This is a genomic window from Rhodococcus sp. BP-332 (assembly GCF_019836065.1).
Classification (GTDB): domain Bacteria; phylum Actinomycetota; class Actinomycetes; order Mycobacteriales; family Mycobacteriaceae; genus Rhodococcoides.
Window position 1 is genome coordinate 1,053,127 of record NZ_JABUEC010000002.1, and the last position, 22,602, is coordinate 1,075,728.

Consider the following 22,602-nt stretch of genomic DNA (forward strand, 5'->3'; position numbering starts at 1 on the left):
GAGAAAGGGGCGCGGTCCGTGGACCGCGCCCCTTGTCGACTCCGTCGTCAGATCACTCCTTGACGACGACCACGTGTCGATTCGGCTCGACGCCGTCACTCTCACTCGTCACACCGGCGATCGTCGCCACAGCGTCGTGCACGATCTTGCGCTCGAACGGGGTCATCGGCTCCAGAGGTTCGCTGTCACCGGACGCCGCGACGCGCTCAGCGGCCTCGGTTCCCAGTCGCGTCAACTCCTCGCGGCGGCCCGCACGCCATCCGGCCACATCGAGCATCAGCTTGCTGCGGTCGCCCGTCGACTGCTGCACAGCGAGACGCGTCAGTTCCTGCAGTGCGTCGAGTACCTCACCCTTGCGACCGACCAGCTTGTTGAGATCCTTGCCGCCGTCGATGCTGACGACTGCACGGTCACCCTCCACGTCGAGGTCGATGTCGCCGTCGAAGTCGAGGACGTCGAGCAACTGCTCCAGGTAGTCGCCCGCGATCTCGCCCTCTTCGACGAGGTAGTCCTCGGCGTCACCCTCGGGCTCGTCCGCCTCTGTGTCTGATTCCGGGGTCACGGGAGCAGCGGCCACCACGGTGTCGTCTGCCGAGGCCTCGACCTCGGGTGTGCTCTGCTCGTCCGTCTTCGAATCGATGGTCACGTTGTCGTCCATTTCCGTTCGCACTCGTATCACTTCACGTGGTTCTGGTCCGCGGGCGGACCGGCAGGGTCACGACGGCCGGATCAGCGGCGCTTCTGCTGCTTGGGTCGCACCTTGCCGGGAGGAGTCTTCTTCTTCCGAGGAGTGGTGGCGCCGTTGGTGGCCGCGGTGCCCGGTGTGGGGTTCGACTCCGATGACGCCGTGTCACTACCGGTGTCCGTGGTCGATTCTGCCGCGACGGCGCGGGTGGGCTTGGCTCCCGGTGCCGGCTTCTTCTTCAGAGCGTCAGGGCGCGCACCGGGCTTCGGAGCGTTCTCGTTCCGGCGCTCCAGAGCGGCTTCCTTCTTCGCCGCCTCTTCCTTGTCGATGCGACCGAAGACGAGGTGCTGCTGCGCGTAGGTCCACACGTTGTTGCTCACCCAGTACAGGAGGATGGCCACGGGGAGGAACGGGCCACCGACGAGCACGCCGAGCGGGAACACGTACAGAGCGAGCTTGTTCATGATCGCGGACTGCGGGTTGGCCGCAGCTGCCTCGCTCTGACGCGCCACCGACGCGCGCGAGTTCAGGTGGGTCGCGATGCTGGCGATGATCATCAGCGGGATCGAGACGGCGAGGATCGGACCGATCGACGGGATGCCGCCGAACGGCTCGAACGCGCGCAGCTGCGACTCGGGTGACGTGATGGCCGCCGAGATGGGCGCACCGAACAGCCGTGCCGACAGGAAGGACTGGACGTCCTCGACGCTGAAGAAGTAGTTCGGAGTCTCGGCGTTGACCTCCGGGCTCAGACCCAGCTGCCCGATTCCGGTGCCGGTGCGGTTGAACGACCGGAGCACGTGGAACAGGCCGATGAACACCGGCGCCTGTGCGAGCACGGGGAGGCAACCCATGATCGGGTTGAAGCCGTGCTCCTTCTGGAGCTTCTGCATCTCCACGGCCAGCTTCTGACGGTCCTTGCCGTACTTCTTCTGCAGAGCCTTGATCTGCGGCTGAAGTTCCTGCATCTGGCGCGTCGTCCGCACCTGCTTGACGAAGGGCTTGTAGAGGATCAGACGCAGTGTGAACACGAGGAACACCACGGACAGCGCCCAGGCGAAACCGCTGTCCGCGCCGAGCACGGCGCCGAACACTTTGTGCCAGACCCAGAGAATTCCGGATACCGGGTAGTAGATGAAGTCGAGCACGGCTCTATGTACTCCTCTGTTGGTTCACCCTCACGGGGTCACGAGACTGCGGGCAAGCGTGGTCGGTGTCGGTGGGCACCGCGTCGGCACCACCCCGGAGACGACGCGGGGGTGGAACGGGATCCCACCCACCAGGGTGCCAGGGCGCGCACTTCAGGAGGCGGACGACCGCCAGAACGGCACCGACGACGAACCCACGGGTGCGGAGCGCCTCCACGGAGTACTCACTGCACGTCGGCGTGAATCGGCACGTCGGAAGGCGAAGAGGGGAGATGTAGGACCGGTACCCCTCGATGAGGAGGATGACCGATCGGGCCGGGAGAGACATCAGCCGACGCAGGAGGCTCCGGTCGGACGCAGGCTCGACCGGGACCGGATTCGCGGACTCCGTCATCACGTCTCGGACCGGCCGAGGGCGCGGGGGCGCTCGGCGGGAACCGGGTGAGAGGAGTTCATCGCGCGCATCGCTCCGAGTCGTCGCAGACCCGACGCCAGCTGGCGTTCGAGTTCGGAGGACGCCGCGGTCGCTGCGCCGGGCAGTGCCCGCACGACCACGTCGACATCCGACTCGACGAGAGGAAGCATCGAGCTGCAGATATGACGAAGCCGGCGTGCGACTCTGTGTCGAGTCGCCGCCGGCCCCACTGCTTTACTGACCACGAGCCCGAAACGCGGGTGTCCGGAAGAGACGAGAGCGTTCTCGTCCCCCCGGAACCTCAGGTGCACGACGATGTCGTGGCGTCCTGTACGGCGGCCGCGGCGCACCGTCGCCTGGAAATCCGACGACTGGTGCAGCCGATGCTGCTCAGGTAACACCCGAGCGTTCCGGTTACCGGGAAATCAGGCGGTCAGCGACGCGCGGCCCTTGCCGCGACGAGCCGACACGATCGCGCGACCGGCACGCGTGCGCATGCGCAGACGGAAACCGTGCACGCGTGCACGACGACGGTTGTTCGGCTGGAACGTCCGCTTGCCCTTGGCCACGGTGGTACTCCTCGAGATATCGGCAGTCCCGAGGACTGCCGGTGGTGTGCTGATGGTCGCGAGTTCGGCGAACTCGAGTTCGGTGGCCACTCGCGCAGGAGAACGGCAGGACCGATCCACGCATGTCGCGGGTGACCGTTCGAGGGTACTGACGGCGTCGAACGAGGTCAAACCGCGCTACCCCGGGGACGGTGCTCCTGTCACGATGACACGCCTCGAGCACGACGACGACCTCGCGGCGGCAGGAGAGGACCGTTCGTCTTGTTGTGCGCCGACGAGCCTGCTAACTTCGCTGTGCGGGTGACGACGTCTCGCCCCGTCGGTGGGGATCTCTCACCAAGGCTCTGCATCGCCGCAGGTCAGAACGCCGCTGCTCCGGGCCGTCTCCGTGCGAGATGCCGTCGAGCTACACCGGTGTCGTTTGTCCACAGCTGTGGATAATTATGTGGAAACACAGGTCGGGTGGCATATTCGTGTCGTCGGCGGGGCCCTCGAGGCACCGCAGCATCATCGACGGCCGCGGTCACGCCACGGCCCTGGGGAGGCACCGTGGAGGACGATCCGGACGTCTTGGCCGCTGTATGGCCGAGCGTCGTCGCCGAGCTCACGGCGGAGTCGAATTCGGGGTCCTCCCTGTCTCGCGCCCAGAAGGCGTGGCTCGCTCTCGTCCGCCCCATCACTCTGGCGCAAGGTTTCGCTCTGCTCTCGGTTCCGTCGCCGATCGCGCAGGAGGCGGTCGAGCGCGGTCTGCGTGAACCCATCCTCGCGGCCCTCGGTCGCCACCTCGACCGCCCGGTCGAGGGACTCGGTGTCCGGCTGGCGCCCGGAGCCGACGCCGACCTCTCGGACGTTCCCACGCCCGTCGACACCGAACGTCGCCCCGACACCGCACACAGTGCACCCGTGTATCGCCGGCGCCTGCTCACCGAGTCCACCGCGGGCGAGCCGTCCGACTCCGAGAGCAGTGACTACGGCGATCACGAGGAGGTCGACGACGATCGGGACGCTCTGACCAGCGTCCAGAACTCGTGGCCCACCTCGTACACGGTGCCGCCGCGCTCGACGTCCACTCCGACGGGCAGCACCAGCCTCAACGCGAAGTACACGTTCGACACCTTCGTCATCGGCGCCTCCAACCGGTTCGCCCACGCGGCCGCCGTCGCCATCGCGGAGGCTCCGGCGCGGGCGTACAACCCGCTGTTCGTCTGGGGTGCGTCCGGACTGGGGAAGACGCACCTGCTGCACGCCGCCGGCCACTACGCCCAACGTCTGTTTCCCGGCATGCGTGTGAAGTACGTGTCCACCGAGGAGTTCACCAACGACTTCATCAACAGCCTTCGAGACGACCGCAAGGTGGCGTTCAAGCGCCGCTACCGCGAGACGGACGTCCTGCTGGTCGACGACATCCAGTTCATCGAGGGCAAGGAAGGTATCCAGGAGGAGTTCTTCCACACCTTCAACACGCTGCACAACGCGAACAAACAGATCGTGGTCTCCTCCGATCGGCCGCCCAAGCAGCTCGCGACCCTCGAGGAACGACTGCGCACCCGCTTCGAGTGGGGCCTCATCACCGACGTGCAACCGCCCGAGCTCGAGACGCGTATCGCGATCCTGAGCAAGAAGGCGCAGATGGACCGCCTCGACGTGCCCCACGAGGTGCTCGAACTCATCGCGAGCCGGATCGAGCGGAACATCCGTGAGCTCGAGGGCGCGCTCATCCGAGTCACGGCCTTCGCGTCGCTCAACGGGCACAACCTGGACACCGCGCTCGCCGAGGCCGTTCTCCGAGATCTGATGCCGGACTCGACGGGACTGGAGATCACGGCGGCGACGATCATGGCCGTCACCGCGGAGTACTTCGACACCTCGATCGAGGAACTGTGCGGCCCCGGCAAGGCCCGCGCGCTGGCGCAGGCGCGACAGATCGCGATGTATCTGTGCCGCGAGCTGACCGATCTGTCGCTGCCCAAGATCGGTCAGACGTTCGGCCGTGACCACACCACCGTCATGTACGCCGACAAGAAGATCCGCAAGGAGATGGCCGAGCGGCACCGTACGTACAACCAGGTGCAGGAGCTCACCGCTCGCGTGAAGCAGCGCTCCAAGCGCTGACCCCTCCGAGTGTCCACGGCCGTTCGACTCGCCCCCGCGGCGATGCGGGCGGCCGTTCTCGTCGGTACGGAGCCCCGAAGGGAGACGAGTTCGGCCGGTATCCGGGCCGATTCTGCTCGATACACACCTGTGGACAACTGTGTGAATAACGTGGATACCCCGGGGATGAAATCTGTAGTTCGCACCGAGTCCACCGTCCGTCCACATGTGACCCGCACCGAGCCCGTCGTGATGCCCGGGTTCATCCTCGAGCCGCCACGCCGTGCCACCAGCACCGGACAGGGTCGGTCCACAGATTCCACAGGACCTATGACTACTGCTTGTATTTCTTCCTAGGAACTTCTCTTTGAAAACAGGGTGGGGACGGATCCATTCACAACCGCCTCTGAGGCCTCGGATCGAGACCAACCCCGACTTTTCAGCACGCGCTCGAGGGCATACGGTGTGGTTTGCCCACCGACTCGTGTGGAGCAGGTCAGCGAGAGGATCAACCGGGCGATGGAGCTTGGCAGTGTGAAGTTTCGAGTTGCTCGAGAAGATTTCTCCGATTCGGTGGCCTGGGTGGCGCGATCACTCCCGTCCCGTCCCGCGGTTCCCGTCCTCGGCGGTGTGCTGCTGTCGGTCGACGACTCCGGACTGACGGTCTCCGGCTTCGACTACGAGGTGTCGGCCCAGGTACGCGTTCCCGTGGAGGTCGCCGGCGGAGGCCAGGTGCTCGTGTCGGGCAAGCTGCTCGCTGACATCACGCGCTCGCTGCCGAACAAGCCGGTCGACGTCTCGGTCGACGGGACCAAGGTGCTCATCACGTGCGGCAGTGCCAAGTTCTCGCTTCCCACGATGCCGGTGGAGGACTACCCGCAACTCCCCGAACTGCCGTCGCAGACGGGCACCGTCCCGGTCGACGTGTTCGCCGAGGCCATCAGCCAGGTGGCCATCGCCGCGGGCCGTGACGACACGCTCCCGATGCTCACCGGTATCCGCATGGAGATCGACGGCGACTCCGTGGTGCTCGCCGCTACCGACCGGTTCCGTCTCGCCGTGCGCGAACTCGACTGGACTCCGGCCGCACCCGGCACGGCCGCCGCGGTGCTCATCCCCGCCAAGACCCTGTCCGAGTCCGCGAAAAGCATTGGTGGCGGCGCGGAGTCGGGCGTCGAGCTCGCTCTGGGCTCCGCATCGCACATCGGCAACGACGGCCTCCTGGGCATCGTCAGCGACGGCCGCCGCACCACCACCCGTCTGCTCGACGCAGAGTTCCCGAAGTTCCGGCAGTTGCTGCCGTCCGAGCACACCGCGGTCGCCAGCGTGCCCATCGCTCCCCTCCTCGAGGCCATCAAGCGTGTCGCTCTGCTCGCCGAGCGTGGGGCGCAGGTCCGCCTCGAGTTCTCGGCCGACACGGTCACTCTGTCCGCCGGCGGCGACGATGCAGGCCGGGCCGAGGAGTCGATCGAGGCGAACTTCCAGGGCGAGCCCCTGGTGATCGCGTTCAATCCCGGGTATCTCATCGACGGTCTCAACTCGCTGCACTCCGAGCGGGTGTCCTTCGGGTTCACCACACCGAGCCGGCCCGCAGTGCTGCGCCCGGCGGGTGAGGACGAGCTCGAGCCGGACGAGACCGGAACGTTCAGCGCACCGAAGAGTGCGTACACGTACCTGCTCATGCCGGTACGCCTTCCGGGCTGAGTCGCTCGCGAGGCACCGGCGCAGGTCCATCGAAAGGAAGCCACGCATGAACATCGGGTTGGTCGGTCTCGGCAAGATGGGCTTCAACATGCGTGAGCGCCTGCGGCGCCACGACATCGAGGTCACCGGTTACGATCCGCGGCCGGAGGTCACCGACGTCGAGTCGCTCGAGGCCCTCGCCGCCGCGCTCCCCGCTCCCCGCATCGTCTGGGTGATGGTGCCGTCCGGCCCCGTCACACGCGACACCGTCACCACTCTGGCCGGCGTGCTGTCCGAGGGCGACCTCGTGATCGACGGCGGCAACTCGCGCTTCACCGATGACGCGGTGCACGCGGAACTGTTGTCCGCGAAGGGCATCGGCTATGTCGACGCCGGCGTCTCGGGCGGCGTCTGGGGCCTGGAGAACGGGTACGGCCTCATGGTCGGCGGTGCTGCTGCGGACGTCGAGCGCGCCATGCCCGTGTTCGATGCGTTGCGTCCCGAGGGCGAGCGGGCGGACGGCTTCGTCCACGCCGGCCCGGTGGGCGCGGGTCACTACGCGAAGATGGTGCACAACGGTATCGAGTACGGCCTCATGCACGCCTACGCCGAGGGGTACGAGCTCCTCGCCGCGGAGGATCTCATCGAGGACGTCACCGGTGTGGTGCGTGCGTGGACCAAGGGCACCGTCGTACGGTCGTGGTTGCTCGATCTCCTGGTGAAGGCTCTGCAGGAAGATCCGGGATTCACCGACATCTCCGGCTACACACAGGATTCCGGTGAAGGACGCTGGACCGTCGAGGAGGCGATCCGACACTCGGTGCCGGCTCCCGTCATCTCCGCCGCACTGTTCGCGAGATTCGCGTCGCGACAGGTGGATTCGCCCGCCATGAAGGCGGTGTCCGCGCTGCGCAACCAGTTCGGTGGACACGCGGTGCAGCGTGCCCCCAACACGGAGAGCACCGGCGCCTAAGTGTTCGTCCGCTCGGCGACCCTGGTCGATTTTCGTTCCTGGCAACAACTCTCGGTGGATCTCGCGCCGGGGGTGACGGTGTTCGTCGGTCCCAACGGCCACGGGAAGACCAACATTCTCGAGGCACTGGGGTACGTCGCGACGCTGTCGTCGCACCGGGTGTCGGCCGATGCTCCGCTCATCCGGGCGGGTGCGGAACGCGCTCTCGTGCGGGCGTCCGTCGTCAACCTCGGTCGCGAGCTCACCGTCGACGTGGAGATCAACGACGGGCGGGCGAATCGCGCTCGCATCAACACTTCTCCGGTGCGGCGGACACGGGAGGTGCTGGGCATCCTGAACACGGTGCTGTTCGCACCCGAGGATCTGGCGATGGTGCGCGGCGATCCGAGCGAGCGGCGCCGCTACCTCGATGAGCTGATCGTCGCGCGGTCTCCTCGAATGGCCGCTGTCCGTGCGGATTACGACCGCGTTCTCCGGCAGAGGTCCGCGCTACTCAAGAGCGCGAGCGGGGTTCTGCGACGCGGATCGTCGTCGAGCGACGGCGCGAACGCGTTGGCCACGCTCGACGTGTGGGACGGGCAGCTCGCCGGCTTCGGTGCCGAGATCGTGGAGCACCGGCTGCGCGCGGTACGCGATGTCGGTCCCTTCGTCGTCGACGCCTACCGCCGGATCGCACCGTCGTCGCGGCCTGCGGCCATCGCGTACCGGAGCAGTCTCGCCGACGCCATGCCCCCCGAGATGCTCGCGCTGGATCGAACGGAGGAACCGGACGACGTCGAGGTGCTCGAAGCAGCCTTCCTGCAACAGCTCTCGGTGATGCGGACACGGGAGATCGAACGCGGTGTCACCCTCGTCGGCCCGCATCGTGACGATCTCGACCTCGTACTCGGAACCGATCCTGCCAAGGGGTTCGCGAGTCACGGCGAGTCGTGGTCCTTCGCACTGTCCCTGCGGCTCGGCGCTTTCGAGTTGCTGCGTTCCGAGGGTTCGGATCCCGTGCTCCTCCTCGACGACGTCTTCGCCGAACTCGATCGTGCGCGGCGGACCGCCCTGGCGGGGGTCGCGGTGACGGCGGAGCAGGTGTTGGTGACCGCGGCAGTGCCCGAGGACGTGCCGCCCGAGTTGCGAGCGCGCCGCATGGACGTGCGTGCCCACGAGACCGAGGGTGCACGCAGATCGGAACTGACCGAGGTGTCCGGGTCGGATTCTGTCGGAGGCACGTCCGATACTGATGTCGACACGAGCCCCGTGGAGGAGGAGTCATGACGGACGAGACGCCGTCCGGCAGCGATCCGGCCGAGCCCCCGCTGCGCGGAGCGGACATCGCGCGGCGTGCGCTCGAGAACGCGCGTGCGGCGGCCAAGGCCAACGGCAAGGCCGTGGGGCAGGGTCGCGCGTCGACGCAACGCCGGCCGCGACGGTCGCGCACCTGGTCCGGCTCGAGGCCCGACGACCGTGATCCGCAGGCACTCGGGTCGCTTGCGAAGACGCTCGCCGCGTCGCGTGGCTGGTCGGCGAAGGTGGACGAGGGCACGGTGCTCGGCCGGTGGCCCCAGGTGGTGGGTGAGGACATCGCGGCACACGCGGAGCCGGTGTCCGTCCGGGACGGCGTGCTGGCGGTGTCGGCGGAGTCCACGGCGTGGGCGACCCAGTTGCGGTTGATGCAGTCGCAGATCCTCGCGAAGATCGCCGCGTCCGTGGGCCACGGTGTGGTCACGTCGCTCCGTATCACCGGCCCGGCTGCGCCCAGTTGGAAGAAGGGCGACCGTCACGTGTCGGGTCGCGGACCTCGTGACACCTACGGGTGAACCCCCGGGCCCATTGATCGATGTCACGAGGGTGCGTAGCGTTTCACGGGGAAACGACCGGACGTGGTGATCGGGGACAGCGTCACGGTGGATCCGATCCGAACTCGCGCTCTGCGGCGAATGATCGAATGATCAGCCACGAAAGGACCCGATGATGAACGACGATCCAGGACCCGTCGTCCTGCAGGCGCGCAACGTCTCGTTCGACTGGGAGTCCATGCGCATGCACTACATGGACGGTGACCCCCTGGCCACACACCTCATGAACGTGATGCACCTGTTCCTCCCCGAGGGCGAGGAGTGGTTCGTGCGCGTGTTCAAGGAGGCGCTGCCGTTGATCCACGACGAGAAGCTGCGCGCCGACGTGATCGGCTTCATCGGCCAGGAGGCCATGCACGCGCAGGCGCACTCCGGCATCCACACGTTCCTGGCCGACCAGGGCCTGGACCCGGCGCCGTACGTGAAGCAGATGGAGTACGTCTTCCGGGTCGCTCTCGACAAGAGGTCGACGAACACCAAGAACAGCCTCGTCGAGCGCCTGGCCCTGATCGCCGCCATCGAGCACCTCACGTCGTTCCTCGGCATGTGGGTGCTGACGGAGAAAGGCCTGGACGAGGCGGACGTGGATCCCCGCATGCTGGACCTCGTGCGCTGGCACGGGGCCGAGGAGGTGGAGCACCGCGCCGTGGCCTACGACGTGTTGCAGTACTTCGACACGCGTCGGTTCCGCCGCACGCGTACCTACCTTCTCGTCGCACCGACCGTCGTGGTCATGTGGGGCCGCGGTCTCCGCTTCCTCATGAAGAACGATCCGACGCTGACGGACGATCAGCGCAGCTACACGCTGAAGCAGATCAGGGCCGTCACGCAGCGCGGGTTGTTCCCCACCGCCAAGGCCGTCGGCAAGGCGTCCGTGCGGTACCTGCGGAAGGACTACCACCCGTCCAAGGAGGGATCCACCTCGTTGGCAGTCGCGTACCTCGCCACCTCCCCGGCGGCGAGGGCCGCCACGGTCTGATGGGCGATCGCACGTTCGCACGAGCCATGGCGGCCGTGCGCGAGTACCGCGCGTCCCGGACGATTCCCGAGGATCTGCTCGGCAAGGGCGGCATGGACGAGTCGCTGGCGCAGATCACGGACGGGCTGGACAAACTGTTCGCCATCCTGGATCACTCGAAGTACAAGGCGCGTGCGGCGCCGGTCCAGACGCGGACGCACACGATGGCGGTCTCCGAGCGTTTCACGCTGTGCCGGGACGAGAACGTGGTCGGGCTGACGCTTCGCCGAGTCGACGGCGGGGACGTCCCGCCGTGGCATCCGGGCAGCCACCTCGACCTCGTGCTCCCTTCGGGGCGTCGCCGGCAGTACTCGCTGTGCGGTGACCCGCTCGAGAAGGACGCGTACTCGATCGCGGTGCGACTGGTACCGGACGGCGGCGGCGGTTCGGCCGAGATGCACACCCTCGAGGTGGGAGACAGACTCTCGGTCACCGGCCCGCGCAACGCTTTTCCGTTCTACGCGTCCGGATCCGCGTTGTTCGTGGCCGGCGGTATCGGCATCACCGCGATCATCCCGATGGTGCGGCGGGCCCGTGCCCTCGGCATGGACTGGCATCTGGTCTACAGCGGACGCTCACGGCAGTCGATGCCGTTCCTCGACGAGGTGTCGACGTGGGACCAGGAGCGTGTGACCGTCCGGACCGACGACGTCGACGGGTTGCCCACCGCAGCGGATCTTCTCCGCCACGCGCCGGACGGCGGATCCGTCTACTGCTGTGGTCCGCCGCCGATGCTGGCTCTGGTGCGTGAAGGTGTCCCGGCGACGGGGGCGACGCGTCTGCACTACGAGCGGTTCTCGCCGCCGCCCGTCGTAGCGGGATCCCCGTTCAGTGTCGAACTCGCGTCGTCCGGGACGGTGCTCGACGTCGCGGCGGACCGGACGGCACTCGACGTGATCCGCGAGGTCGTCCCGGGTGTGCCGTACTCGTGCCGCCAGGGCTTCTGCGGAACGTGCAAGGTGAAGGTTCTGGCCGGCGCTCCCGAGCACCGGGACCGACGCCTCGCCGACGACGAGCGCGAGGATCACATGCTGATCTGTGTGTCGCGCTCCGCGGGCGAGCGGCTGACGCTCGATCTCTGACGCGCGGAGCCCTCGTACCCACGAAATGAGCCGCGGAACACGAGAAAAGTCCGTCTCCGACGCAATGAGGGGCCGTTTCGGGTGTCGACGTGAGCCGCGACCCACGCTTTACCGGTACGATGGACCGGTAAAGACCACCGAGCGCGAGGGGCATGCGTCCCCGAGCGCATTTTTTCGGGTCGAGGTCCTCTGCCGTCCTCACCGAGCGAGGTGAGTGTCGGGGGAGCGTAGTCGAGAAGGAGAACAGCTGACCGTGGCTGACCCCAAGGCAGGCAAGAGCGACAAGCCGAAGGAATACGACGCGTCGTCGATCACCGTCCTCGAAGGACTCGAGGCGGTACGCAAGCGACCCGGTATGTACATCGGTTCCACCGGAGAGCGCGGCCTGCACCACCTGATCTGGGAGGTCGTCGACAACTCCGTCGACGAGGCGATGGCAGGTCATGCCACCACGGTGGAGGTCACCCTTCTCGCCGACGGCGGCGTGCGGGTCGTCGACGACGGTCGCGGTATCCCCGTCGGCATGCACTCCTCGGGCATCCCGACCATCGAGGTCGTCATGACTCAGCTGCACGCCGGCGGCAAGTTCGACTCCGACTCCTACGCGGTGTCCGGCGGCCTGCACGGCGTGGGTATCTCCGTGGTCAACGCTCTGTCGACGACCCTGCTCGCGCAGGTCGACAACGACGGCTTCCACTGGGAGCAGACCTACACGCGATCCGTCCCCGGCGAGCTGATCAAGGGCGAGCCGACGAAGCGCACGGGTACGGCGATCTCGTTCTGGCCGGACGCGGACATCTTCGAGGAGACCGTCTTCAAGTTCGACACGGTCGCGCGTCGCCTGCAGGAGATGGCGTTCCTGAACAAGGGACTCACCATCGTCCTCACCGACGAGCGCGCCTCGGACATCGAGCGCATCGCCGACGAGGCCTCCGAGAGCGAGCTGGCGGAGACGCCCAAGGCGGACGCCGAGGAGCCGTCGGGAGCACCGGCCAAGATCAAGACCCGGACTTACCACTACCCCGGTGGTCTCGAGGACTACGTCCGCTACATCAACCGTGCGAAGACGCCGCAGCATCCGTCGGTCATCGGTTTCTCGGCCAAGGGCCCGGGCCACGAACTCGAGATCGCGATGCAGTGGAACTCGACGTACGCGGAGTCCGTGCACACGTTCGCCAACACGATCAACACGCACGAGGGCGGTACGCACGAAGAGGGGTTCCGCTCCGCGCTGACCAACGTCGTGAAGAAGTACGCCAACGAGAAGAAGCTCGTCAAGGAGAAGGACGGCATCCTCACCGGAGACGACATCCGCGAGGGTCTCGCCGCCATCATCTCCGTCAAGGTCGGTGAGCCGCAGTTCGAGGGCCAGACGAAGACCAAGCTCGGCAACACCGAGGTGAAGTCCTTCGTGCAGAAGGCCGCCGGCGAACACCTCACGCACTGGTTCGAGGCGAATCCCGCCGAGGCCAAGCTCATCATCTCCAAGGCCGTCGCCTCGATGCAGGCGCGCACGGCTGCTCGTCGTGCGCGAGATCTGGTGCGGCGCAAGAGCGCCACCGACATCGGTGGACTGCCGGGCAAGCTCGCGGACTGCCGTTCCAACGATCCGTCGAAGTGCGAGATCTACATCGTGGAGGGCGACTCGGCCGGCGGCTCCGCCAAGTCCGGTCGCGACTCGATGTATCAGGCCATTCTTCCGTTGCGCGGCAAGATCATCAACGTCGAGAAGGCCCGCATCGACCGTGTCCTCAAGAACACCGAGGTCCAGTCGATCATCACGGCGTTCGGCACCGGCATCCACGACGAGTTCGACATCGCGAAGCTGCGCTATCACAAGATCGTGCTGATGGCCGACGCCGACGTCGACGGCCAGCACATCTCGACTCTGTTGCTCACCTTGCTGTTCCGCTTCATGCGGCCTCTCGTGGAGCACGGCTACGTCTACCTGGCCATGCCGCCGCTGTACAAGCTCAAGTGGCAGCGAGGTGCGGATCCCGAGTTCGCCTACTCCGATCGGGAGCGCGACGGACTGATCGAGGCCGGCCTGGCGTCGGGCAAGAAGATCAACAAGGACGACGGCATCCAGCGCTACAAAGGCCTGGGCGAGATGAATGCGAAGGAACTGTGGGAGACCACGATGGATCCGAGCGTGCGCGTGCTGCGTCAGGTGACTCTGGACGACGCTGCCGCCGCCGACGAACTCTTCTCCATCCTCATGGGTGAGGACGTCGAGGCCCGCCGCAGCTTCATCACCCGTAATGCCAAGGACGTTCGTTTCCTCGACGTATAGGCGCTCCGCGCCCCGAGCGCCGCGCTAGGAGAATGCAATGACAGACACCACCCTGCCCCCCACCGGCGGCGACGGACCCACGTCCGACCGCATCGAGCTGGTCGACATCCAGCAGGAGATGCAGAACAGCTACATCGACTACGCGATGAGCGTCATCGTCGGTCGAGCACTCCCGGAGGTGCGCGACGGTCTCAAGCCCGTGCACCGCCGCGTGCTGTACGCCATGTTCGACAACGGATATCGACCCGATCGCGGATACGTGAAGTCGGCTCGACCGGTGGCCGAGACCATGGGCAACTACCACCCCCACGGCGACAGCTCGATCTACGACACCCTCGTGCGCATGGCGCAGCCGTGGTCCATGCGGTACCCGCTCGTCGACGGTCAGGGCAACTTCGGTTCCCGCGGCAACGACGGCCCGGCGGCCATGCGGTACACCGAGTGTCGGCTCACTCCTCTCGCGATGCAGATGCTCGCGGACATCGAGGAGGAGACCGTCGACTTCATCGCGAACTACGACGGCCGCACCCTCGAGCCGACCGTGCTGCCCGCCCGCTTCCCCAATCTGCTCGCCAACGGTAGTGGCGGCATCGCGGTCGGCATGGCGACCAACGTTCCGCCGCACAACCTTCGGGAACTCGCCGAGGGTGTGTACTGGATGTTGGACAACTACGAGGCCAGTGAAGAGATCGCCCTCGAGGCGATGATCGAGCGGATCAAGGGACCGGACTTCCCCACTCACGGTCTCATCGTCGGATCGCAGGGCATCGAGGACGCGTACCGCACAGGTCGCGGATCGATCCGCATGCGCGGCGTGGTCGACATCGAGGAGGGGGAGCGCGGCGGCACGCAGATCGTCGTCACCGAGCTGCCGTTCCAGGTGAACCCGGACAACATGATCGCCTCGATCGCCGAGCAGCTCAAGGACGGCCGCATCGCCGGCATCTCCGACATCGAGGACCAGTCCTCCGACCGCGTCGGTATGCGCATCGTCATCAAGCTACGTCGCGACGCGGTCGCGAAGGTGGTGCTGAACAACCTCTACAAGCACAGCCAGTTGCAGACGAGCTTCGGCGCCAACATGCTCTCGATCGTCGACGGCGTTCCGCGCACCCTGCGGATCGACCAGATGATCAAGCTGTACGTGACCCACCAGCTCGACGTGATCGTCCGTCGTACGCGGTACCGGTTGCGGAAGGCCGAGGAGCGGGCCCACATCCTGCGCGGACTGGTGAAGGCGCTCGACGCCCTCGACGAGGTCATCGCGTTGATCCGCCGGTCCGCCGACGCCGATGTCGCACGCCAGGGCCTGATGGACCTGCTCGACGTCGACCAGATCCAGGCGGACGCCATCCTCGCGATGCAGCTGCGTCGCCTCGCTGCCCTCGAACGGCAGCGCATCGTCGACGAGCTCGCCGCGATCGAGATCGAGATCGCGGACCTGCAGGACATCCTGGACCGTCCGGAGCGTCAGCGGGAGATCGTGCGCTCGGAGCTGAAGGAGATCGTCGACAAGTTCGGCGACGATCGTCGTACCCGGATCATCGCGGCCGACGGCGACGTCAGCGACGAGGACCTGATCGCGCGTGAGAACGTCGTGGTCACCATCACGGAGACGGGGTATGCCAAGCGCACGCGGACCGACCTCTACCGATCGCAGAAGCGCGGCGGCAAGGGTGTGCAGGGCGCGGGTCTCAAGCAGGACGACATCGTCAGCAAGTTCTTCGTCTGCTCGACGCACGACTGGATCCTGTTCTTCACCACGAAGGGCCGGGTCTACCGGGCCAAGGCGTACGAGCTCCCCGAGGCCAACCGCACGGCCCGCGGACAGCACGTCGCCAACCTGTTGGCGTTCCAGCCGGACGAGCGCATCGCGCAGATCATCCAGATCAAGACCTACGACGACGCGCCGTACCTGGTGCTCGCGACGAAGGCCGGTTTGGTGAAGAAGTCCAAGTTGGCCGACTTCGACTCCAACCGTTCCGGTGGCATCGTGGCCGTCAACCTGCGTGGCGACGACGAGCTGGTCGGAGCCGTGCTGTGCACCAATTCGGACGACCTGCTGCTCGTGTCCGCTCAGGGCCAGTCGATCCGCTTCTCGGCCACCGACGAGGTGCTGCGCCCGATGGGCCGCGCCACTTCGGGTGTCCAGGGAATGCGCTTCAACGGCGAGGACGCACTGCTCTCCCTGAACGTGGTGAAGGACGGCACGTACCTGCTGGTCGCCACGTCCGGTGGCTACGCGAAGCGCACCGCGATGGAGGACTACCCCCCGCAGGGCCGCGGTGGCAAGGGCGTGCTGACCATTCAGTACGACCCGCGTCGTGGCACCCTGGTGGGAGCGCTCATCGTCGAGGACGACGACGAGCTCTACGCCATCACCTCGAGCGGCGGTGTCATCCGCACCGCGGCTCGTCAGGTTCGCAAGGCAGGACGCCAGACCAAGGGCGTTCGGCTGATGAACCTCGGCGACGGCGACAACCTGCTGGCCATCGCACGCAACGCGGACGAGCCGGAGGACCTCGCGATCGCCGAGGCCGACGGATCCAAGGAGTCATGAGCGCAGTGAGTACTCCCGAACAGCCCGGGTCCACCGGAAACGGACGCCCCGCGCCGAGCACCACGTCCGACCGTCAGGCCCCACGGCCTGCCGGCGGACCCCCGGCACCTCGCCCGCCCGCGGCGTGGCCGCCTGCCCAGCAGGACGGCGCACGCCAGGACGGGGTGCAGCAGGACTCCGCTCGACAGGACCCTGCTCGGCAGGACCCCGGCCATCAGGGTCCCCGTCCGGCTCGGACACCGGACTCCCAGCAGGCTCCCGTGCGGGAGCAGCAGCCACCTCAGCGGCAGCCGCAGACGAACCTGCAGAGCCGTCCCTCTCCGACGGGCCGCGCTCCCGAGCAGGCTCGTCCGGACCAGGGTCAGGCCCGGACGACCGTGCAGCCCGCTGCACGTCCGACGGACGGTCAGGACCGTCCCCGCCAGGGGCGTCCCGCCGAGGCGACGGCCAAGGCTGCGGTGATCGACGGGCCGACGCGCAACATCGCGCGGAACGACCTGCCCACCGACATGCCGGACCTCTCGACGGTCCGTCACCCGCAGCAGGAGGAGCAGCGCACCGAGCGCGCCACCCCGATGATGACGGCGCGACCGTCGGAGTCCGGTGAGCCGCTGCGCGCGACCGTCCAGGTGCGCAAGATCGATCCGTGGTCGATGTTGAAGCTGTCGCTCGTGATCTCCGTGTCGCTGTTCTTCGTCTGGATGGTGGCCGTCGGGCTGCTGTACATGGTGCTCGACGGCATGGGCGTGTGGGATCGACTGAACAATGCGTTCTCCGACATCGTCGCCACGTCCGGCGAGTCCGGGTTGGTGTCGGCCGGCCAGATCTTCGGCTACGCCGCCGTCATCGGTCTCATCAACGTGGTGCTGTTCACAGCACTGACGACGATCGGCACGTTCATCTACAACCTGTGCTCCGACCTCGTCGGCGGCCTCGAAGTGACGCTGGCGGACCGGGACTGACCCACCGCACACCGGCGTTTTGGTCTCGCGCCGTGTGTGCGGTAATCTCGTTCCTCGGTCAGCACAGCACGTTCCACCGTGCTCTGCGGGCCGAGTGCGGGCCTATAGCTCAGGCGGTTAGAGCGCTTCCCTGATAAGGAAGAGGTCGGAGGTTCAAGTCCTCCTAGGCCCACGAACGAGAGCGAGAAAGGATGTCCGTGAGGATTCTTCTCCCCGCCCTCGTGACGTCGGTCGTCGTTGCCGTCACTGTTCGCGCGATCCGCGTGGAGAGTACGCGGTGGCATCGACTGCCGGATGTCGATCCGGGGCCTTAGCTCAGTTGGTAGAGCGCTGCCTTTGCAAGGCAGATGTCAGGAGTTCGAATCTCCTAGGCTCCACAGTCACGACCACACCCTGTTCCGCATGCCGGAGCAGGGTGTTCTCGTCTCTGGACATGTCACCATGCCCACTGGCGATGCTTCGTCCACCACTGCGCGCCTCATCGTCGATACTTGACGCGTGAACCCCGGACGAGGAACAGAAGCGAGCACCGCGATGGTGGTCTATCTGTGTCCCACCGCCGTTCTCTTCATCGCCGGTGCCGTCGCGTTCTCGGGCACGACCACCGGAACCGTGGTCATGGTCCTCGCGGCGGGTCTCCAACTCCTCGGTGCGGCCGTCCTGCACTTCGGCCCGCGTCCGACCTCGCCTCGCACGCTGGGCATCGTGACGGGCGGCGCCGTCGCGTCGCTGTGCGCGATGTTCCTCACGTCGGACGGACCGGTGGCGTACCTGCTGCTGAGCCAGGCGGCGATGTTCCTGGGCATGCAGCTCGCGGGGTACTGGAGCGAGCGCGGCGGCTGGGTGTGGGTGAGCGTGCTGACGGTGGGATCGGTCGTGGCGGCCGCGCTGTCGCCGTCGACCATGCCGATGGTGGGTTACGTCCTCACCGCGCTGGGCATCGTGGCCGCCGCCGAGTTCTTCGGCTCGCACTCGCGGCGCATGCGGCACTCGGCGTCGCGGGACGCCCTGACCGGACTCCTCAACCGCCAGGGCCTCGAGGACCGCGTCGAGAAACTGCTCCCGGTCTTCGCCTCCCGTGGTCTGCCGGTGAGCATGGCGGTTCTCGATCTCGACAACTTCAAGACCGTGAACGACATCTACGGGCACATCGCCGGCGACGTACTGCTCGAGCGGGTCTCGGCAGCGTGGCGCGGTCAGCTGCGCAAGGGCGACGTCCTCGGCCGTCTCGGCGGCGACGAGTTCGTGCTGTTCATGCCGGGAACCGGTGAGGGCGAGGCGGCGAGCCTTCTGGAGCGGCTGCGGGCAGCGCACTCGGCCGAGTGGAGCGTCGGACTGGTCTGCATGCCCACCGTGCGCAAGTGGTCGGAGATCTACCGGGCCGCCGACGCCGAGCTCTACAAGGCCAAGCGCAGCCGAGGTGCCCAGCAGATGTCCACGCCGGTGCCCAGGGCCGTCATCGAGGACACCGGAGTGCCTGCCGAGCGGCGCTGACGGCTCGTTCCCCGGGCTGTGGACGACGCAGCCAGGCCCGCCGTCTCCATCTGGTCCACTGTCCGCTCGAGGCGGCCGTCACGTGCCGTCCGGGAACGACGGGGGTCGGCGTGAGCGAGTCGGTGGTCTGGACAGCACCGGACATGTGGAGCATGCACACGAGGGTGGTGTCCGCGGGGACTCGGCTGCGCGTGCTGGTCGATCGCACGACCGCGATCGGGCGGCTGCCCGGGTGGGAGGGAGCGGCGGCCGACGCCGCTCGGTCGGCCGTCGTGGGTACGGCGGCGGAGCTGTCGACGCGAGCGGACGTGTTGGGTCGGATCGCGGACGTCCTCGCCCGCGCGGGTGACGACCGTGCAGCCCTGTCGCGATGGGATCCCGCGGATCGGACGGGCGCCTTCGCCGAACTGGATCGCACGGTCGCGGAGGACCTGACCAGGGCAGGCGGAGACGCGACGCCGGAGCCGGCGCCCACGAGGGCCGCGGCGGTGCTCGACACCGCCAACCGGGCGCGGATGGCCGAGGACCGTGAGCGCCTCGTCGTCGCCGAACGGGACCTGTCCGCGCGACTCGACGACGACGCGTTCGGGGGCGCGTTCTCGAACGTGGACGCGGGACTCGCCGAGACGCGGCAGCGCCTGGCGGCCATCGACGCGCTGATCGAGGTGCTCGCGCGACCCGAGCGCCGTCTCGTGCACTACGAGGCGGGTGCGCGCCGCACCCTGGCGGCGGTGTCCGTCGGCAACCTCGACGGTGCGGATCGGGTGGCGGTGGTGGTTCCGGGCGCCGGGACCACGGTGGCGGGGTCGATCGCGCGACACGACGGCGAGACGGCGGCACTCGTCACCGAGGCGGGTGCGCTGTCACCCGGCTCCGTCACCGCAGGTGTGTCGTGGCTCGGATACGAAGCGCCGCAATGGAACACGGAGCTCGTCGAGCCCGGGCGCAGCGTGGCCTCGACCGCACCGGCCGCGGCCGGCGCGCCGGCACTCGTCGGCGTTCTCGAGGCGCTCGGCGATCGTCGACACGGTGGTGACGCTCCGGAGGTGACGCTGGTGGCGCACTCCTACGGCACCGTCGTCGCGGCGCAGGCCATCGAGGCCGGTGCCCCCGTCGACGCCGTGGTGGTGATGGGCTCGCCCGGATGGAGCGACCGCGCCGCCGCAGCCGCGCCGGGCCCGGTGCACGTCGCCGAGGCGGCGTGGGACCCCGTCGCCGACCTGGGACGGTTCGGGCCCGATCCCAGCGAGCGACCCGAGACCGAGGCGCTGGACACGGCGGGCACCGTGGGCCATGCCGACTACCTGGAACCGGGAAGCGTGTCGGCACGGGCCGTGGCCGAGGTGGTGGCCGGAGTGCCGAGCCCACCCGCCCCACGAACCATGGACCTGGCCGACGTGGCGCGGTTCGTGCTCGGGATGCTCTGACCGGCGGAGCAGTGTCAGGGCGCCTGGTGACCGTTGGTCGTCGGCGTGCCCAGGCTCGGCGGCTCGGCGGCGGGAGGGGGCAGCTCGGTGCGGCGCGAGCGGGAGAACGCGACAGCGCCGGCGCCGAGGAGGACGAGCAGTCCGATCACGCCGGCGCGGCGGCCGGGCACGAACCGACCGCGTCGAACGGGCGCCGCCGCACGCACGGGTGCGGGACGAGCGGCACGCTGCTGGGCGCGTCGTGACCGGAGGACCGACACCCCCTTGCGAGTGACGACGAAACCTGTTGCTGCGGGGCCCTTCGCGAGCGTGAGGGCGGTGTCACGGGCGATGCCGAGCGCCTTCTTGGCGGTGGCACTGTCGGGTGTTGACGTCATCCGTTCACCCTTGCACATTCCCCGGGTGGCACGATGGTGTTGTGACCTCACCTCTACAGACTCAGACCGCGACCCTGCACACGAATCACGGCGACATCGTGATCGCCCTCTTCGGCAACCACGCGCCGAAGACGGTCGAGAACTTCGTCGGTCTCGCGCAGGGCACCAAGGACTACAGCACGAAGAACGCGTCGGGCTCCTCCGAGGGACCTTTCTACGACGGCGCGATCTTCCACCGCGTCATCGCGGGCTTCATGCTCCAGGGTGGTGACCCCACCGGCACCGGCACGGGTGGTCCCGGATACAAGTTCGGTGACGAGTTCCACCCCGAGCTGTCGTTCGACCGTCCGTACCTGCTTGCCATGGCGAACGCGGGCCCCGGCACCAACGGTTCGCAGTTCTTCATCACCGTCGGCCCGACGCCGCATCTCAACCGTCGCCACACCATCTTCGGCGAGGTCATCGATCCCGCGTCGCAGAAGGTCGTCGACGAGATCGGCTCGACCGCGACCGGCCGCGGCGATCGCCCCGTGAACGACGTCGTCATCGAATCCGTCACCATTGCCTGATTCGACCGACACGGTCCCCCGTCGCGAGATCGGTGTGACATGACAGGACCAGGATGGGGCGGCGCTCCGGTGCCGCCCCTCCCTGCCTGCGTGCGCCACCCCGATCGGCCCACCGGCCTGTCCTGCACCCGGTGCGACCGACCGGCCTGCCCGGAATGCCTGCGGCCGGCCGCGGTGGGTCAGCACTGTGTCGAGTGCGTGGCACAGGCTGCGGGGTCGATCCCGCGTGCCCGCACGATGGCCGGCGGTGTCAGCAGGACCGTCTCCACCCCCGTCGTCACCTACGCGCTGATGGCACTGAACATCCTCGTGTTCGCCCTCACGGCCGCTCAGTCCGGCGGCCTGGCGAACCAGTCGAGCTCGCTGTTCCGCAGCTGGCAGCTCGTTCCGCTCCTGGTGGCCGACGGCGATGTCGTCCGCATCCTGGGCAGTGGTTTCCTGCACTCCGGCATCGTGCACCTCGCCGTGAACATGTTCGCCCTGTACGTCATCGGGCGCGATTGCGAACTGGTGCTCGGACGCTCGCGATACCTCGCCGTGTACGTCGTCGCGCTGCTGGGCGGCGCCGCGGCGGTGATGTGGCTGTCCAGCCCCCTGGTGGCGACGGTCGGAGCATCCGGCGCCGTGTTCGGCCTCCTCGGTGCACAGGCCGTGATCCTCGTCCGACTGCGCCGCAGCCCCACCCCGGTGCTCGTCGTGATCGGGCTCAACGTGGTGCTGAGCATCGCGATCCCCGGTATCTCTCTGTGGGGACACCTCGGCGGGCTCGCCGCCGGTGCCGCCGCCACGGCCGCGGTGCTGTTCGTCACCGGTTCGGACGCTCGTCGGTCACGCCGACTGGGATGGTTCGGCATCGCCGGCGTCGGGCTGCTCGCCCTGGCGCTGATCGGTCTGCGTGCCGCGACGCTCGCCCCGACTCTCGTGGTGGGCTAGTTCCGCTGCGACCAGCCCGCGTCGACCCACCCGTGCAGCTCGAGGGTGTCGAACACGGCGCGCGGATCGGCCCCGAGGTCCCAGCGGCCGAAGATGACGAGTCGCTCGTCGTCGCCGTCGGTCACGTCCATCTCCAGCATCGGAACCCGTCGACCGAGCCGCGGGTACGGGACCAGACGCAGTGAGAGCACGTCGTCGCGCCCGTAGTCGCGGGTTCCGCGCAGAGTTCTGATGCGCAGGACGTCGCCGTCGACACTCAACTTCGGACGTTGGACCGCGGCCAGCACAGCCAGCGCCAGGGCTGCCAGTGCGGCGAGTCCGATGAGCGCGCGGCCGGCCGGATCACCCGTCGTGGCGACGGCAGCGGCGGCGAGTGCAGCGGCTCCCACCCCCAGCGCGGCCACGGCGGCGAGGGGTGTGGACCAGGACTGCGGCGCCTCGCGGCCACCTGTGGACAAGTTATCCACAGAAGTTAT

The 22,602-nt window shown here is 67.8% G+C and carries 21 protein-coding genes and 2 tRNA genes; 16 read left to right on the forward strand and 7 right to left on the reverse strand.

Going from position 1 to position 22,602, the window contains the following annotated elements:
• Positions 1 to 52: 52 nt before the first annotated feature.
• From HQ314_RS10655 to rpmH, 5 genes are all read right to left on the reverse strand, one after another.
• Positions 53 to 658, reverse strand: coding sequence for a protein jag (locus HQ314_RS10655; protein ID WP_081821301.1), 606 nt, complete (start codon positions 656 to 658; stop codon positions 53 to 55).
• A gap of 71 nt (positions 659 to 729) precedes the next feature.
• Positions 730 to 1,833: a membrane protein insertase YidC gene (yidC, locus tag HQ314_RS10660; RefSeq protein ID WP_027505946.1), complete on the reverse strand. Its 1,104-nt coding sequence runs from the start codon at positions 1,831 to 1,833 to the stop codon at positions 730 to 732.
• A gap of 4 nt (positions 1,834 to 1,837) precedes the next feature.
• Positions 1,838 to 2,161: a membrane protein insertion efficiency factor YidD gene (yidD, locus tag HQ314_RS10665; RefSeq protein ID WP_374197835.1), complete on the reverse strand. Its 324-nt coding sequence runs from the start codon at positions 2,159 to 2,161 to the stop codon at positions 1,838 to 1,840.
• Positions 2,162 to 2,226: 65 nt separating this feature from the next.
• Positions 2,227 to 2,649 (reverse strand): ribonuclease P protein component, encoded by a 423-nt coding sequence (rnpA, locus tag HQ314_RS10670; RefSeq protein WP_222649990.1) that lies wholly within the window; start codon positions 2,647 to 2,649, stop codon positions 2,227 to 2,229.
• 24 nt (positions 2,650 to 2,673) lie between these two features.
• A complete protein-coding gene (gene rpmH / locus HQ314_RS10675) occupies positions 2,674 to 2,817 on the reverse strand; it encodes a 50S ribosomal protein L34 (protein ID WP_027505944.1) in 144 nt (47 codons plus the stop codon).
• A 549-nt stretch (positions 2,818 to 3,366) separates the two neighbouring features.
• Here rpmH and dnaA point away from each other — a divergent pair.
• The 14 genes from dnaA (at position 3,367) to HQ314_RS10745 (ending at position 20,247) form a co-directional block, all read left to right on the forward strand.
• Entirely contained in the window at positions 3,367 to 4,929 is a 1,563-nt protein-coding gene (gene dnaA, locus HQ314_RS10680) for a chromosomal replication initiator protein DnaA (protein ID WP_027505943.1), read from the forward strand.
• A 498-nt stretch (positions 4,930 to 5,427) separates the two neighbouring features.
• Positions 5,428 to 6,612: a DNA polymerase III subunit beta gene (dnaN, locus tag HQ314_RS10685; protein ID WP_027505942.1), complete on the forward strand. Its 1,185-nt coding sequence runs from the start codon at positions 5,428 to 5,430 to the stop codon at positions 6,610 to 6,612.
• A gap of 46 nt (positions 6,613 to 6,658) precedes the next feature.
• Positions 6,659 to 7,564 (forward strand): phosphogluconate dehydrogenase (NAD(+)-dependent, decarboxylating), encoded by a 906-nt coding sequence (gene gnd, locus HQ314_RS10690; RefSeq protein ID WP_027505941.1) that lies wholly within the window; start codon positions 6,659 to 6,661, stop codon positions 7,562 to 7,564.
• Complete coding sequence (recF, locus tag HQ314_RS10695) at positions 7,565 to 8,830, forward strand: DNA replication/repair protein RecF (protein ID WP_222649991.1); 1,266 nt, start codon at positions 7,565 to 7,567, stop codon at positions 8,828 to 8,830. It abuts the gene before it with no gap.
• On the forward strand, positions 8,827 to 9,372 hold the full coding sequence (locus HQ314_RS10700) for a DUF721 family protein (protein ID WP_027505939.1): 546 nt from the start codon (positions 8,827 to 8,829) through the stop codon (positions 9,370 to 9,372). Before recF ends, HQ314_RS10700 begins: the two co-directional genes overlap by 4 nt.
• Before the next feature lie 154 nt (positions 9,373 to 9,526).
• Complete coding sequence (locus HQ314_RS10705; protein ID WP_231476351.1) at positions 9,527 to 10,390, forward strand: metal-dependent hydrolase; 864 nt, start codon at positions 9,527 to 9,529, stop codon at positions 10,388 to 10,390.
• 26 nt (positions 10,391 to 10,416) lie between these two features.
• On the forward strand, positions 10,417 to 11,511 hold the full coding sequence (locus HQ314_RS10710; protein WP_222632697.1) for a PDR/VanB family oxidoreductase: 1,095 nt from the start codon (positions 10,417 to 10,419) through the stop codon (positions 11,509 to 11,511).
• A 253-nt stretch (positions 11,512 to 11,764) separates the two neighbouring features.
• Entirely contained in the window at positions 11,765 to 13,804 is a 2,040-nt protein-coding gene (gene gyrB, locus HQ314_RS10715) for a DNA topoisomerase (ATP-hydrolyzing) subunit B (RefSeq protein ID WP_027505936.1), read from the forward strand.
• A gap of 37 nt (positions 13,805 to 13,841) precedes the next feature.
• On the forward strand, positions 13,842 to 16,364 hold the full coding sequence (gyrA, locus tag HQ314_RS10720; protein ID WP_222649992.1) for a DNA gyrase subunit A: 2,523 nt from the start codon (positions 13,842 to 13,844) through the stop codon (positions 16,362 to 16,364).
• The gene (locus HQ314_RS10725; protein ID WP_222632471.1) at positions 16,361 to 17,326 is read left to right on the forward strand and encodes a DUF3566 domain-containing protein; all 966 of its coding nucleotides are present in this window, start codon (positions 16,361 to 16,363) and stop codon (positions 17,324 to 17,326) included. The genes gyrA and HQ314_RS10725 overlap by 4 nt, the downstream gene beginning before the upstream one ends.
• 98 nt (positions 17,327 to 17,424) lie before the next feature.
• Positions 17,425 to 17,498, forward strand: a tRNA-Ile gene (locus HQ314_RS10730).
• Positions 17,499 to 17,630: 132 nt separating this feature from the next.
• Positions 17,631 to 17,703 (forward strand) — tRNA-Ala (locus HQ314_RS10735).
• Between the two features lie 121 nt (positions 17,704 to 17,824).
• Positions 17,825 to 18,820: a GGDEF domain-containing protein gene (locus tag HQ314_RS10740; RefSeq protein ID WP_308119348.1), complete on the forward strand. Its 996-nt coding sequence runs from the start codon at positions 17,825 to 17,827 to the stop codon at positions 18,818 to 18,820.
• A gap of 110 nt (positions 18,821 to 18,930) precedes the next feature.
• Positions 18,931 to 20,247, forward strand: coding sequence for an alpha/beta hydrolase (locus tag HQ314_RS10745; RefSeq protein ID WP_222649993.1), 1,317 nt, complete (start codon positions 18,931 to 18,933; stop codon positions 20,245 to 20,247).
• A 14-nt stretch (positions 20,248 to 20,261) separates the two neighbouring features.
• On the opposite strand, the gene HQ314_RS10750 is transcribed toward HQ314_RS10745, so the two are convergent.
• The gene (locus tag HQ314_RS10750) at positions 20,262 to 20,624 is read right to left on the reverse strand and encodes a hypothetical protein (RefSeq protein WP_056695686.1); all 363 of its coding nucleotides are present in this window, start codon (positions 20,622 to 20,624) and stop codon (positions 20,262 to 20,264) included.
• A 41-nt stretch (positions 20,625 to 20,665) separates the two neighbouring features.
• Between HQ314_RS10750 and HQ314_RS10755 the strand changes: the two genes are divergently transcribed.
• Entirely contained in the window at positions 20,666 to 21,193 is a 528-nt protein-coding gene (locus HQ314_RS10755; protein WP_027505933.1) for a peptidylprolyl isomerase, read from the forward strand.
• 39 nt (positions 21,194 to 21,232) lie between these two features.
• Positions 21,233 to 22,126, forward strand: a complete 894-nt coding sequence (locus tag HQ314_RS10760; protein ID WP_222649994.1) for a rhomboid family intramembrane serine protease — start codon at positions 21,233 to 21,235, stop codon at positions 22,124 to 22,126.
• Here HQ314_RS10760 and HQ314_RS10765 read toward each other — a convergent pair.
• Positions 22,123 to 22,584 (reverse strand): PH domain-containing protein, encoded by a 462-nt coding sequence (locus tag HQ314_RS10765; RefSeq protein WP_222649995.1) that lies wholly within the window; start codon positions 22,582 to 22,584, stop codon positions 22,123 to 22,125. The genes HQ314_RS10760 and HQ314_RS10765 overlap by 4 nt on opposite strands.
• Positions 22,585 to 22,602: the final 18 nt, after the last annotated feature.